Source organism: Herbaspirillum rhizosphaerae, assembly GCF_046025915.1.
Classification (GTDB): domain Bacteria; phylum Pseudomonadota; class Gammaproteobacteria; order Burkholderiales; family Burkholderiaceae_D; genus Herbaspirillum; species Herbaspirillum rhizosphaerae_A.
In genome coordinates this window covers 1-18373 of record NZ_JAQQFR010000024.1, presented here as the reverse complement: position 1 = coordinate 18373, position 18373 = coordinate 1, and the positions used below count along the sequence as shown (strand labels likewise).

Here is an 18373-nt window from a genome sequence, read left to right as displayed (position 1 = left end):
GATCTTACCTACAGTTCTCGGTCAGGCTTTTATCACGACCTGTCGCATTTCTTAATTCCTGCTATAGCATCAACTAGGGAACAAACGTTGCCAAGCAGGCGAACCGGTTTCCCCAATTGAGGGAGGTAATGGCGTCGAAAGCTACGTACGATCGTGAATCACAGAATGACAGCTAACAACGCACAAAATCATAGATCGCGCACGCCAAATTCCAATGGGTGCTCCCGCTCAATGCATGTCTGGCACTTGGGCATCAGGATAACGTAGGCAGTACCAAAGGCGGAATCTAGGAAATTGGAACGTGTATGGCCGAACTCGAAGGCGCGGTTTGTGCCATCGCAGCGGATAGTTTCGCGGATCCAGTCCTGCTAACGGAAACATTCCGCAGTGGTTTGGTGCATCGCGGATGGGCGTCTAATCGAGGCGCGCAAAACGGCTGAGCTTTGATTCCGATCTGCGACGCTACACGTAGCTGGTGTCTGCCGCCCACCGAGCGAATGGGATTGGCAAACCGCTGACGCATGTGCAGCTGATTAAGTTTTAAAGTCAACCCAAGGTAAAGCGTTAAACTGATGGCGAAATTTTTCGCCTTTATTTTTATCTACAGATGAAATATAAGAAATTAGTCCAAATAGATGATTCTTAAATCCTATAATGGAATAAAACCCCCGTTCTTTACAATGTTCAGCTATACCATTCTTTGTCGAATAATAAAGATGCATTCTAACCGAATCACGAACCTCTTTAGGTATGCTAGGTTTATCAGAATTAATATTAAGTCCGGTCAGCGTCTTTCGCCCACCAGGGGGGATGATTCTAGTTTTCTTCCCGTTATCTGAAAAACTGTGCTTTCTCAGTATCTGAGTTACTTCGCGTTTTAAGTTAACTGCAGTTTGACGACTTCCGCTCACAAAAGAGAAACATAAATCATCAGCGTAGCGGCTATATGTCGCAGAGTTGGACATAGCTAACTGGGCTAAGTCTTCGTCCATTTTCATGCACACTAAATTGGAAAGGGCGGGACTCGTCGGAGCTCCCTGGGGCAAACTACCTATAAATTTCGAGTCATAGCTCGAAATCGAATGCACGTTGATAGAATTTTGCCATCGAGCCCCCTTTCGCATTGGAGTAACTCTAGTGCATATCCGAGCCATTTCAAAACATAGCAATTCAGGGTACCCCAAACCAAGGAATGCCCTAAATACCTGTTTTTCTGAAATATTGCTAAAAAAATCTTTAATATCAATCTTAACGATCCAGTCTGCTCCGCAATGAAGTTTAGCGTGCTCAATGAGCTTTCGTTTCGGAACATATGCAAAAGCTGCGGAATGCGGGACGATCTTATTAAGAATATTTTGATTAATCCATTGCTGGACAGCCATCAGCTGAGGGACAGGAATGGAGATCCATCTTTTACCACCCGTACGCTTTGCAATGGGGAAGTTTTTGTAGGGGAAGTCCGAGTGTTCGATACCTGCTCGACTTACAAACCCATGTAGATCTGCGTAGAGCGTATGAGAAAGGTTTGCTAAGTGAGCTAACGAAAAGACAACCGGCAAGCCGTGCGCCGTTGTTTTTTGACCTTGAGACACTAAAGCATTTAGGTAAGAAGAATCATATCCTCTTACATTACCTTCCTTGCGAAAAAGATTGGGGTTCCATTGCATAACTTACTTCACCTCACGCAAGTGAGGTCCTGATGTGCGTTTTTGCGCAAAGGCTTCGACGCCCGAAGGAGCAGAGAACGAGCGCAAAAGCGCACATCAGTACCCACTCAAGCGACGGCACCTACAGTGAGCGACGGAAATCCGTGCTCAATGATAACCCCGTGGACCGATGTACCGATGTACCGAATCTAGGAGTCATCAACGGAAGTCGACACGGCTAGTGCGCATCAACTACGACTAAGCTTCAACGACGGAACCCCGAAAAACTAGATGGAAAATAGAATTTTTCTTTCTTTATTGTAACATTCATTTTCCTCTTTTTCTCTAACCGAGCGACGATGTCGTAGGCAAATCGAGTCAGTGCTGCGTTTTCATCAATTACACCGCCGTCCTTCAACTGCTTTAGCAATGAGTCAAAATCATTAGCAGGAAGAATAAGAAGGTCCTTGATCTCGTCGATACTCCGTTTTTTTGACAACCAAGTCAGTATGAATAGAAGCTGGTGCTGCTCTTGCCCATACCCTGAAACGGCCTCCATAAAATTTAGCGCCAACTGATAGTGACCACTTGTCCAAAGTTCCTCAGGCATTGCGCTTTTAGCCAAGTCTTCGCTAAACAGTGGGTACAACTCGGAAGATATGCTGCGATTTGAAAATAGTGGCATCCACTTTGTCCGAATAGTTCCGGTAGAGCCTAGCCAGAAAATTAAAGGAACATTATTAGGACAGCCATATTGGAAAACTATCGGGCTTGCTAACCCTCCATATCCCATAACTTGATTTGCTGGGCCCAGATTGCTTCCATATTTTTTTAATACGTTTTCCATGCCAGAGTTCTTCAACATGAAAGACTTATTAATGGTTAAATTAACCTTTATTCGAGATAACTCTAAGGGATGAATAGTTTTTAATATTTTTTTAATTCCAGCTTGGTGTGCTGCAAAGGTTAAAAACCAAACTTTACACCAGCCAAATGAGCACCAAGATTTAATTGTCCCTGAAACAGTGGCTTGCCAGGATTTTATAAACCGATCGCCAGTTCCAACAAAATCATCAACAAAAATAATGTTTTTAACCTTTTGTTCTCGCATCGAATCCAATCGTGGAGCGAGTTCAACATGCTTGGGTAAATCACGTTCAATATTTTTAAGTGAGTGGGCTATACGCCCGGAACTATCATTAGGTAATTTTGCTTCTTTATCTTTATTGAATTTATGAATAAACGGCTTACTCACGGGAAATATTGCGACAGAACTTTTTCCATCTTGCTTTTCGATTTCTTCAAGCACCGAATGAACTGATGTGTGGAGCCATTTTTCAAACTCCTCAAATGCAATATACCGCATGCGGCGAAGCATATGCTCTGCCATGTAAATATCCGGAATTTCAAACTGAGATAGCCAGTCCTTAGCCGGTGGAATATCAATCAGTTGCACCATAAGTTCTCACGAAATTTTTAGGGTGAATTTATAACGTTCATCATAGTCGTTTTACGAAACCCACTACCATGTAGCGTTACTGCCGATGTGGCTAATGCCTACGCATGCTTCTATTTGCGGCTGATGATACCTTCCAAATCGACGATACGAGCCTGAAGTTTGGTCTATCGCACGACTGCCGAATTGAGGCTAAGGAGTGTCTACAATGGCCGTGGCGATTCAAGCTCAATTATGCTTATCGCCGTCAGCCCCTCTGGTCTGGATTCGTTGAGCTAGGTAGACCCTATCCGATGGTGTTGGACGGCATGGAGATACGGTGGAACAATGGCGCCCAAGCGCGCTGTTTCTCGCTCGCATCTTGGGAGCACCACAGAAGCGAGCTCGTATCAATCGGACACTGGAAGTAGTAAGCGCTGAGGAAGGTCTGCTCAGGATTCATGACGGGAGCATTGGGGCGCAATTGCCTTTCGATGCGGGAGATCGTCTCGCAAGTATCTGCCCCCAGATTGCTCACGGTTCGCGACACGTTTTCCGAATACAGCACCCGATTCGGTGCACCAGTCCGCAATTCCCGGAATCGGGCCTGCGCAGCGCAAGACATGGCATAGGCGGCGAACACATTCGCGCGCGGACGCAGTTCTGACAAGCGCTTGGCATGATATGTTTCGAAATGCTGTCCGCTTGCCCTCGTATGGTAGAAAAAGACCAAAGTCTTGTCGATGACCTGGTCGGGGCTCAGTCGCTCTAAGCTGCACACCTGGTCGATGCTCAGGTGCCATTCACGGATAAACTCATACATGTAGTGATAGACCGAATTTTTTTCATCACCAGTGGTCACCAGAATCACGTCGCCTAGGTCGCCGCCGACACGTCCCAGTTCGGCCATCAATTCGGTTCGGAAGTCGCGAATCAGCGTACGAACCTCGCCGATGTCCAGATAGGAAGTCGTGAGGAAGATTTTAAGGGCCGCCGCACGCTCTTCAGGCCTGAAGTTGCCGAACCAAGCGCACACGGTTTGGTAGAACGCCGGCGTGGCCAGTCCCCACCCGGCAATATGATCGACGACAGCCTTGAGTTGAACGTCGGACCAATCGTTACCGTCTTTCAGGATCGATGTATCAGGAGTTGCTTGCGATGCAGGTTCGGTTGCTTGTGGCTGTTCGACTTTTGCCTTGGGCCTGTAGGCGAACAAGGGTCTCCATGGGTAGGGCTTCCCCCCTACGATATTATTCCCGCCTTCGTGGGAAGCCCAGATGAGCGGCAGTGTGTTGTTCGGGCACTGAAAATGGTACGCCACCAAGAGACCCGCATTGCCGTAACCGAAAGGATGCTTGGGATACACCTGGGAACCGAGTTCACGCAAGCGATTCACCTCGCGCGCCGTAAACTCGTCGAAGATGCTGGGAGCGGGCACGTCCGGCAATACTTTCACGCCTTCGAGTTCGCGCTGGAACCTCAACAGTGCCCGCTCGGCAATCGTGACAGCGACGACGAATATCGCCTTGAAATCCTCTTTCCTGACTTGCGAAAAGACTTCTCGCAGGAACTGGTTACCAGTGCCGTGGGTATCATTGAAGAACACTAGAACGCAGCCTCGGTCCACGTTCGCAAGTTGGTCAACCCGGACAATTTGGTTTTGGTTCAGCATCCACGACTTGAGGATTTCATATGCGTGTCGATCAGCACTGTCGCCCAAGTTGGGAGGCAATACCAAGCGCAGGTCCTCGAGGGTACCTCCGCTCTTGAAAAGATATTGCTGGATTGGCAGCAGAGAATGGCTGATGTAGCGCTCTAAATCTTTTTCGCTGTAGTACTGCAATTTCAACAGCAGCTTGAGTGCGAGCAGCTGGTCGCCCGCCTCGAAGTTGCCAAACCAAGCTTCTATCCTTGGATAAAAGTCATCGACAGCGATATTCCATAACTCGCGCCGGTTGCGCAATTCGCCACGCGTGTGCGGGGCTAATCCGCGCAGGAAAGGCGTTGTAAATTGCCATTCATCGTTCATTGGTCTGCACCTTTACCGCTTCGTTCCAAGCCTTGAAAAATTCGCGTAGCCGAGATTCGTCTTTTCGGTCGCGCCTACCGGGTGAGTTCACACCTGTCATGACATCCACACCATAAGGGCCAACGCGTTGCCGTGCCTGTGCGACGTTGTCCTTATTCAGTCCACCCGCCAACAGGACGGGGACGCTGGCGAATCGCGCGACAATTTCTTTAGACGTCTCCCAATCGTGCACCACGCCACTGCCGCCGCGTTCGCTATCAAGCAGCACAGCATCGATTGCGCCATTGTCGACATAGCGTTGAATTTCTGCTTCGAGCTCGTCAATGTCGACGCCCGGGTGCACGGAAAAGGTTTTAATGATGCTTATCTCAGGGCACTGTTTCTTCACCTCCAGCAGGTCGTAGGGAGGCACACTCGATTGCACTTGCAAGGCACTAGGCTTAATGTGCCGGGCCAGTGCGACGATCTCGCCCGGGTCAGACGCATGGACAAGTAGTACGGTATCCAGGCCGCCCCGCAATGCGGCAACAAGGCGGGCAGCCTCGTCTGGGGCCAGGCGGTCCGATCCCGGCTCTCTGCACTGCCCCGGCTTGGTCAAAAGCATACCGATGGCATCGGCCCCGTATCGTGCGCAAAGTTGGGCGTCCTTGATGCTGGACACGCCGCAGATCTTAACGAATCCCTTGTCGGGTGAGGCGGTAGATGGAGAAAACATATAGGATGAAATCACGAGGCATGCTGAGGTTGATCGAAAAAGGCGCCGTTGTCGAGCTTTACCGACGATATGAAAAAACACCAGTCATCACTTGTCATACGCAGTTTTTTTACGATCCACGGTATTAACTCCGATGATTTCGATCTCGACGATGTGTCCTGCACTATAGGCCTTGTCGGAACCGCCAAAACTGCCGGCGGCCCGCGATTATGCCGGGGGACTCTACGTTAATTGGGAGCACTTTGCAATAGTTGGCGTTCGAATGCCCATAGGGCCTCGTTATTGGGGAATGTGGGATAATGTTGAGGTCTAAAACCGATCAACTTTCTTCATGAAATATCCTATTTCCCATAACAGGTATATCGAGGAACTCGAAGCAGTCGTGGCATCGTGGCCAGTCGATAAAAGCTTCGACGATGTGCTGAAGTGGTTGATGCAGTTCGATAACGAAGATATCGATCTCGCGGTACGCATCGTCAAGAACTTGAATGTGATCGGGTTCGACGATTTGAATACCTCTCTGTCGATCGCCTATAGCAAGCTCGAGCGTGCAGCCATCGACCGGAACTCGCCCATCAGCAGCTCCAACACGCTGTTTGCCGGCATCGGCGACGGCGGAAAGAGCGGGGCGATGATGGGTTACAACTTCAGGGTAATCAATGAGATCCCCGAAGAAAATTTCTTGACGGACGAGTCGTTAAAATATCTGGAACAAGGACGTATCGACAATATCGTGCTGATCGACGATGTGATCGGAACCGGAGATCAGGCGACCGAAGAGATAAAGAAGCTGACGGAAAAAATCACGCCATTTGGCGTTAAGAATATTTTCATGCTGACTGCCGTGGGAATGGGCGTAGGCATCAAGAAAATCTTGAAGGATACCAAGGCGCACGTGTTCAGCGCCTTCGAATACAGCGACCTGGATACGGCGCAGAACCTGGATTCCATGTTCTACGAGGGTGTGTCGCACGAGAACCGCAAAAAGATGCAGGCGCGTCTGGAGTATTATGGCGCTGTCACCAGCGATTGGCCGCTCGGGTACGGAGGAATCGGGGCCTTCATCAGTTTTTATTACAACACGCCGAATATTTCGTTGCCTCTCATCTGGAGCAGTAGGAATTCTTGGATTCCGTTGTTCAAACGCAGTGTGAAGATCGACGGGATCAGCTCATATTACAAACAGATCGACTCCTCGTTGAACAAGCGAAAAAAGGGAAGCACACCGCCGCCGCAAAAAAATAACGAGCTGCTGGTCTTCGTGGAGGGCAGGATCGACGAGGCGTTCTTCGACTACATCGTGTCCGCCATTGAGTCTCCATATTTCGAAAAAATTAGCATCGTTTCCCTTGGTGGGTTTGGCAGCAAGAGCCTGTTCGAGAACATAGCGCGGCTGTCGAAAAACTACCTGTTCATTCTCGAAGACGACGATAGCGCCCCGAGAGGTCACGTCGAGAGACTGAAGATGAGACTAGAGGGGCATCCTCAGATTGACGTCGCGCAGCCGGAGGATTTTCTTGATATTAACGCACTCCGGCAGGATGAACGCTGGGGCAGATATGCACGAATTCCCGAAGGCGAGGATCCGAAAAACCATTTTCTCCGTATTCGAGATTTACTGGTGAACGTAACTCGGCGCATGGCGCCGGGCGCTTTGCGCGACTTCTTCGCGGCCTATTCGGACCGCGGCAAGGTCGAGCATTTGCGGACTCAGCTGAACAAGAAATTCGCGGAAATCGCGAATGCCTCAAGCGTGTTATGAACGGTTGGCGTAGCGGTACCCTCGAACGATGTGGCATACGTTGCGAACAAAATGAGCCTGGAATTCCCAAATCACGCAGCCAGGATTCTAATTCGTTTGAGGGGATCCCGTACTCCGAACACGCCGACTTAAGCGATGCTCCGTTGATGAATGCTTCCTGTGCCAGCTTAAGTTTGTGTCACAGTTTCCTCTCAATCTGAACGCCAGCTAGGAATGTAAATAGACATACGTGCGATGAAAGCCACGCAACCGTTGAACCAAGGGGACGTTCCTGCCACCTTCGGATTTGGGGTGGCGGTAGCAGACAAGAACGATCCGCCATTCTCTGAAGTTGTCTCAAAAATGCAAGCGTTTAAGCAGAGGTGGCGCCCCGCCACTCGCTTCGCAGGTAAGTGGGGCACCACGTAATTAAAAGGATGCTTCGCTTCCCGAATGCAGAGATACGTCTGCTATGGTAGCTGACATCCTCACGACTACAGAGCGACTCGGATAGAGATTTTATTTGGCGCTAAATTAGTCACTTTGACTAATTCTGGCCGTCAGCGCCATTGTGTTTTGCGAAACTGCTTCCAACTACGAAAACGCCGAGAGGAGATTTTCAGATCATCCCAAGCATCTGGCAAAAGGTTAATAGTACGAGCAGCTCTGGGAGTAATTTCACCGTCGTTGGCGAAGTACTGCGCAGCACGTCTTGCATTGATATAACGAATGTTTCTGAAGTAGCGAGATGGCTTACCATTTCCAGTGCCTGGTACTGGCCCATGCTCAAATCGGTGTGTCCGATATTTCTGTACAGATTTAACGTGCAAGGCGATAAATGACTCGGCGGTAACAGTCTCGCCGAGATCATTGCGCAAGATGTATTGATAGTCTTTGTAGGCTATACCGGTAAAGATGCGAAAGTGAGGCCCGACATTAGAGTTGATCCATGGGTAACCCAATTTCTTGAGTACTTCTTTCATGGAGCGAAAGACGACAAAGTTTCCGTTTCGCTCAAAGAGAGTAACGGAAGTTTGGTGTTGATGAATGATATGCATGACGACTCCTAGGTAATAAAAACCTAGAGGTGATCAAGCGTCGCCTTTGTAGTGAAGTCAAAGTGCATATATTCTCTTTTACTTTTCTCGCCCTATCCTAGTTGCGTGGTAACTCGTCCACATGTACCAACAAATACGTCACCGGAGTGGCTAGTTAAGTTAATGGATTCGTTGGCCGTATTTTCGTATGAGGCTGATGTCGAGGCAAGACATTCAGTAACTGTTTGCCGTCGCTTGGCAACTGCACCACATTGCTCATCGAGATCGAAGTACTTGAATTGTCGGCTCCTGACCAGTGTGAATGTGTCTCAGTGCTCTCGCCGACTGAATATGTAATGTAAGTTCCCAGTACGCAGATCAACAGAGTGTGGCAGTCATTTATTTTCAGGAGCTTAATAGTCCAGCTTGCGATAGAGTGCGCTCAATACGGGTCTTGCCAAATGGATCTGCGCTATCGACGTAGCGCATAGCCGATTGTATATTTTTCCAGCCTACATATTCCATTAGCGTTTTAAGGTCCCAGCCGTTCGAGGTCGCCCAGTTGGCGAATCCTCGACGAAGCGAATGAGCACTATATTGATGAGCGTCGAGAATCCCTGCTCGGTCAAAGAGCGAACGCAGTAGTGGAATTATACTTGCAGGATTCAAGCCATCTTCACTGAGCTTACCCCAGCGGTTTATTGATCGAAAGACCGGACCGCTCTCTAAGCCGCTTAAAGCGATCCATTTTTGATAGGCCGTGACCGGGCAAAGGCGAGACAAGGCCGGCGCTTTGAATGTGCGGCCTTTGAACTGGCGATCACCTTTTGTCTGCGGGAAATAACACGTCATACCTTCATTGGGCAAGGCTGTAACATATTGCACCTCCAACCTGGCCAACTCATCGCCTCGAAATCCCCGCCAAAAACCAAGTAACACAAGTGCCTTATCCCGTGTACAGCGCAATTGTGCAATCGGATCATCGACGGTGCCGGCGAGGGCGGCATCAAGCCAGGTGGTCACCTGTTCCAGCTGATCCAGTTGCAGAGGCTTGGCTCGTCTCTCTGGTGCAGAATGTAGTTGCTGGATGCCACGAAAGACCTTGCGCACAATAGGGGACTTCGTCGGATCAGGAAAGCCTTGATCGATATGCCACTGTGCCAGGGCAGCGAGTCGTTGGCGTAGCGTATTAATTGCCAGAGTCTCTGCATAGCTGGCCAGATACCGTGAAATGCTATCGGCCGTAGCTGGTAAAAATCCACCCCATTCGACCTCGAAATGCCGCACCGCTGATTGGTAGCTCTGGCGCGTATTATCGCGTGTGGCCGCATGGATATATTGATCGAGCGTCGGCATTGCTAAGAGCTTTCAGGCAGATTTAATGAATGGACGGTCTCATCTTCTCCCTTGTTCAAATAACGCTTATCACTGACGAGGCCTTCAGCAGCAAATGCCCAGCCGACAAAGCCTAGCAATGAAATGGCTTGCAAGGAGAACAGCTCAGAATCATAGGCAGTGTCTTTCCCATGCAAAACACGATGGCGATTCAATTTTCCAGGCCGGGGCTTACTCATCGGGTGTTGTTCGCTCAAAGAGGCCAGAAACGCTTTTGCTAGCTTTGATAAATCTGGCTGCTTATCCAGCCAACTAGCAATTTCAGGGCGATTCTTGCTGCTATTGAAGATCGATTTCTCGCTCACACTATATGCAATACCTTCCGCGGAAATCATCGCTAACGGTATTGCACCGAGATAGCGTCCTTCGTCGTGAAGCCGGAAAGACTCGGCAATCAATGGCGAGTGCTCGGGATGGTCTTTCTTCAGCCGCTCAAGAATTTCCGTCTTTAACGAACTGATCATTTGTATGAAGAACTGATCGAGCTTGGCGACATCTTCTCCGCATTCGTCGATATCCCTTGCAAAGCTGTATGGGGCTTCCGGTTGAATAAACCAGTTATTTAGGGAGGCGAAGCGTAGCGCGCGTTCGTCGCGCTCATGCAATGCATCAAAATCAATCTTGGGAAAATCCCATTTCGGCAGCTTGAACAAGGCCTCGTTGAAACCAAGCGAGGCAGAAAACGCATTGATGGCCAATGGCATTTGCCAGCTCTTCTGTATTTCTTTTAGCGCGTTGCCTATAACTGGGAATTGGAGATCAAGGCGCCCCCTCATTTCGTTGGCCATTTTGATCACCGGCGCAAGATTCAAATCCACTGCCGACATAGCCGGCAAATCCAATTTCGGAATCCTTGCGACCAACTCGTTCGTCCGACGCAGCTGTTCTGCGATGGGGGAAGCTGCACGCAATGCCTTCAGAAGATCTCTTCTTTCTTTACTCATACCAACTTCCGTAGAAAACTTAATAGCCTATCTGTAGGACATTGCAGTTCGAACGTATTAACCGAGGTATTTTTCGCCTCCAACATGCGATAAGAATACATTATCAAAAGTAAAAATTCATTCAAATTTGACCTTAAACACACATATATTTATTATGTAATTACATGCTATGTAATACATTATCAAATTCATTGGAGCTCTAATGGCCCGCACTGGTCTCTATAAATCGGAAGTCAAGAAAGCCCGTGACGCCCTGGTAGGGCAAGGTAAGCATCCGTCAGTCGACGCCGTGCGCATTGAACTCGGGAATACCGGCTCGAAGACTACTATCCACAAATATCTCAAGGAGCTGGAAGAGGAGGATGGCGGTCAAAGCCCCAAGGCGCCATTGAGCGATGCACTGCAAGACCTCGTTGCACGGTTGGCGGCGCAATTGCAGGAAGAGGCGGATGGCAAGATCAGTGCTATCCGTAGTGAGGCCAGCGAGATGGGGCGCCAGCAAGCTGCCATCATCCTTGGACTGCGCCAGGAAAATGCGACGCTGGAAGCGGGTCTGCAACAGGTGCAAACAGCCCTGGCATCCGAGAAGGCCGTTCACAAAGAAACCGAGGCCCTGTTGCTGCAAGCGTCGGTCGCTCGCCAAGGCCTTGATCTACAAGTGAATGCTCTAAAAGAGCGCTTGGAAGAAAATGAACGGCATCGGCAATCCTTGGAAGAAAAGCACAAACATGCCAGAGAATCCCTGGAACACTACCGAGCATCAACCAAGGAACAACGAGACCAAGATATACGGCGTCACGAACAACAAGTCCAAGTCCTGCAGGCAGAAATGCGTCAGTTGCAACAAAGTCTGATCCTCAAACAAGAAGAAGTCACCCGACTCAATCAAGAGGGCGTGCGTCTAGTATCGGAGCTCTCCCATGTGCAACAAGCTCTCTATGAGCAGCAAACACGCGGGAGGCACGCAGAACAGAAGCTTGAACAGCTACATGCCGTAGAACAGCGCAATGAGTTACTGGAAGCACAAATTGATGAGAAAGATGCCAAACTAGGAGAAGTACAAGCGCAAGTCGCCAACCTGAGACAACAAATCGCTGTCGCTACGGAACAGCAACACCAGCGCCAAATGGAACTGGCCACGCTGCAGGCAAAACTTGATACACATGTAGCGCTCTCCAGCGAACTGCGGTTTTATCTTGATCGAGAAGCGAAGCCGACATAACGATGAAATCAACATGATCTTGTTCTTGGATTTTGACGGGGCACTTCATCCACAGAGCAGAGCGACGGGCACCTTTTTGCTTGTGCCGCATTCGAACAAGTCATGCGCGACCATCCTGAGGTCGATATCGTGATTCCCAGTGCTTGGCGTGAGGAGCATTCGCTTGAAAATCTACGCCTCACATTTTCTAAGGATTTTCGACATCACATCGTCGACGTAACGCCAGTATTGGCATCTGCCGGCAAGAGCCACCGCGTCCTTCGATTGCTAATGACCGACACAGGAGCCCCATGGATTTGAAAATTTTCCGCCAAATGGTGGATCAATGCGGACCGGGAATCACCGTATGCCAAGATGATTTGGCCGCGATGTTTACCTATGTTGGACTCGAGCCAGCCAGTGCAATGACCAAACGTATGGTTACGGACGCCCTACATAAAAAATGTGGCGAATCGTTCAGCTCTGGGCATCAATCGGTTTGGAAGCGGTGCAAGCTCATGCTCGATGAAATGATTCAGCATCATGTCATCGAAGGCGAACCACTCGAACCTTATTTTTCGATCCTGACCTGCCTAAGGGACGCCAATCGCATAGCATCCCCCTCGAGTGATATCGTTGGCGATTGGCCGGCAGCCATTCGCTATGCGTGCGACAGTCGCAATGTGTTCAATCTCCCAGTGGGGGGCGAAATTCAGGAGCGAGGCTATCGAAAATCCTTTGAACCTGCGAAAGCGGCAAAGCGATTCCTGGCCGCCGGTGTCGCAATAGACCGTATCGATGGCGAACTCCGATTTACACCGGAGTCGGAGGCGCGCGTTGTCGCCGAGATCGAGCGTCGTGTCGCTTCCATGGGCGGCGTATCCGTGGCTCGGCGCATTTTCAAGGCAATTTCACCAAACCACTATGATACGGCGATGGAGCGTTATCACATTGGCAGAATCTCTTCTCCTTCTGGCGAGGGTGTACCTCTCCCGCCAATCGGATACCTTTTGCAATTGGCAGCTAAACATTTTAATGGTAAGAAGCCCTTGCGGAATTCCACCGAGGATTGGACCAAGTTGGTGCAACTCGCGACAGACTACGCCGCAGTCTTGGATGTGCAGACCTATGGCCCCGTTTTCTTTTGGGGCGGCCACGACGCTGTCGTTTTTTTCCAGATGCTGAGGGAAATTGCCGTTCATGATGCATTGTTTTGCATACCGCAGATGCGCGCCAGTGATGTGATTGACATCTCCAAAGGAATTTTCGATGGCATCGACTTTACAGCGGAGCAAAGCGGGAGTTGGACAATTAACGAGGTGTTCGCGATCATTGCCCGCATCCTCGACAGATCGCGCGATATTCGAGGCCCATTGTGGATCGGGGTGGACGACTTGGGCCGAGAGCTGCCGGATATTTCATCAGACAGAATTGCAAACGTTATGGAACGCGTCCTCAGTCATCCCGCATCAGGGCCCAATCAACGATTTTCGAAACCTACGGATGCACAAAATGCAATTGCATTCGGCCCAGGAAGCTTGGCTGACGATTTTTTCAAATACCCGCTTATCAATGATGGGAAAGGTGGCTATCTGCTCCTTGACCGATCCATGTGCGCGCCGGCATTCCTGGAAGCATTGATCAATGCGATGAAGCCTTCGTTCGCTTCCCCACGGCTCTATTCCGCGAAACTTGGGTTGGGCGTCGAGCAATGTTTGAAGAAGAAGTTCGCGAGCAAAGGAATTGAAACGCCGTCTGGGAAATACCATGTCTATGGCGAGGATGGTGACTGCGACTTGGTAGTCGAAACCGAACAAGTCATTTTCTTCATCGAAGTCAAGAAGAAATCCTTAACTCCAATGGCGAGGGCCGGGTCAGATGTCTTCGTGATCCTTGACTTGGCTCGAAGTGCCCTGAAGGCACAAGTCCAAGCAGGTTGGCATGAGTTGCGAATAAGGCGTCGAGGACACCTCAACCTAGTCCACGGGAACGACCAAGTGTATCAACTAAACCTAGCTGGTCGAAAAATTGAGCGTATAGCCGTCAGCTTGCCGGACTATGGCAGCTTCCAAGACCGCAACGTGTTGATGGGATTTTTGGAGAGTAATATTGGCGCTCAGTATTCTGTTAGCGTCTCAAAATATCAAAATGATTTTGACGAATTGAATGAGCTCCTCAATCAATTCAAAGAGCAAGAAAACGAATTAAGATCTATGCGAGGTGATCAAAATTTTCCGTTTTACAACTGCTGGTTTTTGAGCTTACCCCAACTACTTATTTTGCTCGATGACGTAAGCGATGCGGAGGCTTTCAAGGCTGCCATTTGGAGTACCAGGGGCACAACTACGGGTAGCCTCGATTTCTATCGCGAATATTCGTGGATGAAAAATATCAAAGCCAAAGCGGCTGCGGAATTAGCGGTAGCAGGCGAGGAGCGCTCGGGTCCGAATTAGATATAAAGAACCGAAAAAGCTATTTCGATGATTTCGCTATCAGGAAAGTACGCAGCAGCCAATCGGAACAGTATCGTCTTTTTAAAACCTATCAGCGGGAATATCAAAGTAACCGTCGAGGATTCGCGCCACATCTTAAAAATAAAATAGGGTTTCCCCTTACCAAATCTAGCCTTTCTTTAATGGAGCACCGATCTCTTCAAAGCCCATTTTGAGCAACGTAGGCCGGAGCTCCGCAGCAGAATTCGCCGGGACGCCAAGCCAAAGGAGATTTTTTGCTCGGGTGGCAGCGACGTAACCGATCCGTCCAAGTTCAGTGTTCGCGCCCGCTATCAAAGAGAGCACGTGGTCTTTCGTCGCAAGGTACAGCACTGCATCCAAGCTTTCGCCCTTAGCCTGATGCACTGTATCAATGCGAAGCTTGCGTCTTCCGTCAGCCACCAAGTCATCTCCGCTCACCAGCGGACTGGCCGGAAGGGCCTTTTTGGAGAGTTTATTACCTAGGTTCGGTGCTGATTTGAGTTCGAATTTTTTGTCTAAATCAGTTAACAAGGCCTTTGTTCTCGCCACCAATAGCTCGTGCCACTGTGAACTCGCTGGTAGCTCCGCACTGGGTAACCCTGTTTCCGAGCTACGTGTATACCGCCATATGACGCGGCGCAATGCCGCCATATCTGGATATTGAGATGGTTGCGTGATTCGTGACACTAAACCTTCGGGCGGATCAGCAAGGAGCCCAACAATACTCCAAGCGACAAGCTTGAAAGCGTCAAGATAATTTTGCTGCCTGTCACGGTGAATAGCCGCTCGCGCCAACAACTTCACGGCGCCTTGGCCGATAGCAGCATCTCGGCCGGCCAATTCGTCGGCAAGATCACGGCCTCGACACAGTACGGCAGACTTACCCACTTCAAGGCTGGCAGCCGCAATCGCCGCATTAAATGTCTCGATTAACGTATCACGCTCAGCATTCTTGTACGTGACAAAGAATGCACCATGTGGCGTCAATGGCGCTGTCCGGTTCGCGACATCGCGACGCTGACCAAGCGTGTTCGCTAAAGAAAGAATCAGAGGCACAGAACGATAGTTTCGAGTCAGGCCATAGGGGGTCACTCCTAGTCGATGACCATACTCGGCCAAAAATTGACCATTGGCGCCAGCGAAGTCGTAAATGCTTTGATTCGGATCTCCAATGAGGGACACATGAGAACCAGCCTTAATTAGCATCTCCAGAATTTCTTGGTGCAATGTCCCAATATCTTGAGCTTCATCTATCAAGATATGTGGGTAGCGGCGAGACAGCGCCCTAAGCACATTTGGCTGCTCCGCAAGAACTCGGTAGACCCAGTAGCGGCCTAGATTATGCGTGTACGCTCCCGTAGCCGCCAAGTTTGTTGCGGCCTTGATGCCATTATTTATAGGTAGCAACATACGATGCTGCTGGAAGTGAAAGCTAGCAATTCCCGCTCGTACATTAATGATGACTTTGCCAAGATCAGGCGGTTGAACAGGAAATACATCTGCGGCTGTTGCTTGTACCCAAAAGTTGTAATCTTTGTTTCTTAAAAAGGGCTCGTTCCCTGAAACTAGAAAAGGGGTACGTGGACATTTCATCGTCCTGGGACCGTGTGGTCGCAAGACATTACTTGTGATAAATCCATCTAGCGTGTCAATTTCAACTCGATTGCGACCAAATCCTACAGGCAACTCCCGCTCCAACGCCTGATAGTTCGTACGAAACGTATTCACCGCAACATTAGAAAAGGATAGAAGCGCAACTCGTCCACGATGCTCTCCGAGCCGCTTACGAATTTCTGCTAAGCGCCGTACGGCGGTCTGTGTCTTTCCACTTCCTGCACACGCGACAACTGCCATGGGGTGAAGAGGGGCATTAATGACGGCTAGCTGTTCATCGGAGAAGTCCATTACTCTTCCTCCACTTTGTTGGCTTGGCACGCATGCTCGATCGCCTGCCGGATGTAGCTAGGCACCACACAAACTGCCCCTTCCGAAATAACGTGGGCTAGAGCTTGGCCGAACTTCCCCTTTTGGACATTGTTTTGCTTACGCTCGAACATTCCGCAGAACAATGCCTTAGCTTTATTTGCGTCGCCCTGAGCGACATTCACCATGGCCTGCACCGACTCACCGATCTTTGGGTGAAGCTCCTTTAGAGCTATCAGCATTGCAGTTCTATTTTCAGGATGTAATGCAAAGTCATACTCAAAGGTTTTCACACCATGAAAAACCTTCACCAGCGTATCTGCCTTTGCCTTCATCTTGGCCGTGTTGTCTGAAACAGTTACAAAATCGCCCGCAACCGGGTAGAGCGCAGGGGGCTCATCGTCCCCCTCGGCCTCCTCAGCAGGGTCAGCATCGGTGATCACGGACACAGGAATCTTCAATGCATTCTCACCAAAAAGGGGGAGGAATGAATCAAAATTCAAACCGTCGACACTGATCAGGCTCACACCATGTTCACGCAATTTGAAACCGGCTTTTTCGGCCAAGATGCTTACCATCATTAGCTCAGCAGCACCTTCGACGAATATCAACCTTCGTGCGAAGAACAGCTCGGCCCGAGTAACATCAAGGTAGCGCTCCAGTTTTTCGCGCTTGCCCTTGTCAAATTTAATTGTTCGTGGGAAGAAGGTTTCGACACCTGCGCCGGTATCAACGAGACAGGTTAGGCTCTCAAGATCGGCAATACTTGCAAAGTTAGGTGAGTGGCTGGTGACGAAGAGTTGTACGCGATTCTCGCCTTGTACCTCTTTTATCGTTTCAAGGTAACTCAGCAGAATGGCTTGCAACTGCGGATGCAAATGAGCTTCCGGTTCCTCAACGATCAGTCCCCGATATCGTGCTTCGGGGTTCTTGGACAGCTCACTAAGCACGACCGCCATGAAGATTAGATTGTTGAATCCCAGCCCATTTTGCTCTATCTCGAAAGTATCAACCAGCAAGGAAAGCCTGGCTGCTAGTCGCTGGAAGTCAGTGCCACTCAATCCCATTTCTATCGCTTGGGACAACTGCGGACCCAGCATACTGCCATAGCGACTTGAAATTTCTGTATGCGTATTGACGATGGGCTTGTGTTTTTTCAACTCGATGTCGAGTGCCTTCAGAGCTTGATTGATCCCATCGCGACCAGCATCGTCTGCCAATAATTGAAAAAGCCGTGACAACTGACTCGTGCGACTAGGTTTCAAGCTTTGGGATGCATCCCTTAGCGGCGGCAAGTAGACCCCGCGGAGATTCTCCATCATATCAGTCGTGAGTCCTACGTCCTCGTGATCACCGCACCACCGCTTGGCTTTTAGCCTTCCGGTTTTATCAGCCTCAGAATATCGAATACTGATATGTGCTTCTAATTTTCCTGCCCCATCTGGCTTTAGTGCCGCCAAAAAATCAGCCTCATCATCTTCGTCTAACGCGCGGAACACATATTCAAAAAGAATATCGCCTGCCGCCTTCCCATCTTTCGGACAGTGAATGTCTTCCACGCTGAGACGTGGATAAGGCTCATCATGGCCAGCAAGTAGCGCCCGAAGAGCATCGACGACTCCCGTCTTGCCTACGTTGTTCGCACCAACGATGATATTTAAACCGGGTCGGAAGTTCAGTACTACTTTTTGAAGTTTCCTAAAATTCGATATATTGAGTTGAGCCAGATACACGTTTAACGCCCCCTGTTAAGCTACACCTTTGATTTTTTGTTAAATGCCAGACCACACAGGTGTTACCGATGGAAAATTAATTGTATTGTATCGACGTACA

12 protein-coding genes and 1 pseudogene are annotated in these 18373 nt (G+C 49.6%); 4 read left to right on the top strand and 9 right to left on the bottom strand.

The window, feature by feature from the left end; translation table 11 throughout:
• Nucleotides 1-533 precede the first annotated feature (533 nt).
• From PQR63_RS23260 to PQR63_RS23245, 4 genes are all read right to left on the bottom strand, one after another.
• The gene (locus PQR63_RS23260) at nucleotides 534-1667 is read right to left on the bottom strand and encodes a reverse transcriptase family protein (protein WP_408170623.1); all 1134 of its coding nucleotides are present in this window, start codon (nucleotides 1665-1667) and stop codon (nucleotides 534-536) included.
• 244 nt (nucleotides 1668-1911) lie between these two features.
• Nucleotides 1912-3105, bottom strand: a complete 1194-nt coding sequence (locus PQR63_RS23255; protein ID WP_408170621.1) for a phosphoribosyltransferase-like protein — start codon at nucleotides 3103-3105, stop codon at nucleotides 1912-1914.
• Between the two features lie 283 nt (nucleotides 3106-3388).
• Nucleotides 3389-5110, bottom strand: coding sequence for a phosphoribosyltransferase-like protein (locus tag PQR63_RS23250; protein WP_408170619.1), 1722 nt, complete (start codon nucleotides 5108-5110; stop codon nucleotides 3389-3391).
• A complete protein-coding gene (locus PQR63_RS23245) occupies nucleotides 5100-5840 on the bottom strand; it encodes a phosphoribosylanthranilate isomerase (RefSeq protein WP_408170618.1) in 741 nt (246 codons plus the stop codon). The genes PQR63_RS23250 and PQR63_RS23245 overlap by 11 nt, the downstream gene beginning before the upstream one ends.
• A gap of 316 nt (nucleotides 5841-6156) precedes the next feature.
• Between PQR63_RS23245 and PQR63_RS23240 the strand changes: the two genes are divergently transcribed.
• The gene (locus PQR63_RS23240) at nucleotides 6157-7587 is read left to right on the top strand and encodes a phosphoribosyltransferase-like protein (RefSeq protein WP_408170616.1); all 1431 of its coding nucleotides are present in this window, start codon (nucleotides 6157-6159) and stop codon (nucleotides 7585-7587) included.
• A gap of 539 nt (nucleotides 7588-8126) precedes the next feature.
• On the opposite strand, the gene PQR63_RS23235 is transcribed toward PQR63_RS23240, so the two are convergent.
• From PQR63_RS23235 to PQR63_RS23225, 3 genes are all read right to left on the bottom strand, one after another.
• A complete protein-coding gene (locus PQR63_RS23235) occupies nucleotides 8127-8624 on the bottom strand; it encodes a hypothetical protein (RefSeq protein ID WP_408170614.1) in 498 nt (165 codons plus the stop codon).
• 384 nt (nucleotides 8625-9008) lie between these two features.
• Entirely contained in the window at nucleotides 9009-9959 is a 951-nt protein-coding gene (locus PQR63_RS23230) for a site-specific integrase (protein ID WP_408170612.1), read from the bottom strand.
• Nucleotides 9960-9961: 2 nt separating this feature from the next.
• Nucleotides 9962-10942, bottom strand: a complete 981-nt coding sequence (locus PQR63_RS23225; RefSeq protein ID WP_408170611.1) for a hypothetical protein — start codon at nucleotides 10940-10942, stop codon at nucleotides 9962-9964.
• 202 nt (nucleotides 10943-11144) lie between these two features.
• On the opposite strand from PQR63_RS23225, the gene PQR63_RS23220 reads away from it, so the two are divergent.
• The 3 genes and pseudogenes from PQR63_RS23220 (at nucleotide 11145) to PQR63_RS23210 (ending at nucleotide 14596) form a co-directional block, all read left to right on the top strand.
• Nucleotides 11145-12164: a DNA-binding protein gene (locus PQR63_RS23220; RefSeq protein ID WP_408170609.1), complete on the top strand. Its 1020-nt coding sequence runs from the start codon at nucleotides 11145-11147 to the stop codon at nucleotides 12162-12164.
• 72 nt (nucleotides 12165-12236) lie between these two features.
• A pseudogene (locus tag PQR63_RS23215) lies at nucleotides 12237-12464 on the top strand (HAD domain-containing protein); the annotation flags it as partial.
• Nucleotides 12455-14596, top strand: a complete 2142-nt coding sequence (locus tag PQR63_RS23210) for a hypothetical protein (protein ID WP_408170608.1) — start codon at nucleotides 12455-12457, stop codon at nucleotides 14594-14596. The pseudogene PQR63_RS23215 and the gene PQR63_RS23210, both read left to right, overlap by 10 nt.
• Nucleotides 14597-14764: 168 nt before the next feature.
• Here the strand turns inward: PQR63_RS23210 and PQR63_RS23205 are convergent, their stop codons facing one another.
• Both PQR63_RS23205 and PQR63_RS23200 read right to left on the bottom strand, forming a co-directional pair.
• On the bottom strand, nucleotides 14765-16522 hold the full coding sequence (locus tag PQR63_RS23205) for a UvrD-helicase domain-containing protein (RefSeq protein ID WP_408170606.1): 1758 nt from the start codon (nucleotides 16520-16522) through the stop codon (nucleotides 14765-14767).
• On the bottom strand, nucleotides 16522-18273 hold the full coding sequence (locus PQR63_RS23200; RefSeq protein WP_408170605.1) for an ATP-dependent nuclease: 1752 nt from the start codon (nucleotides 18271-18273) through the stop codon (nucleotides 16522-16524). Before PQR63_RS23200 ends, PQR63_RS23205 begins: the two co-directional genes overlap by 1 nt.
• Nucleotides 18274-18373: the final 100 nt, after the last annotated feature.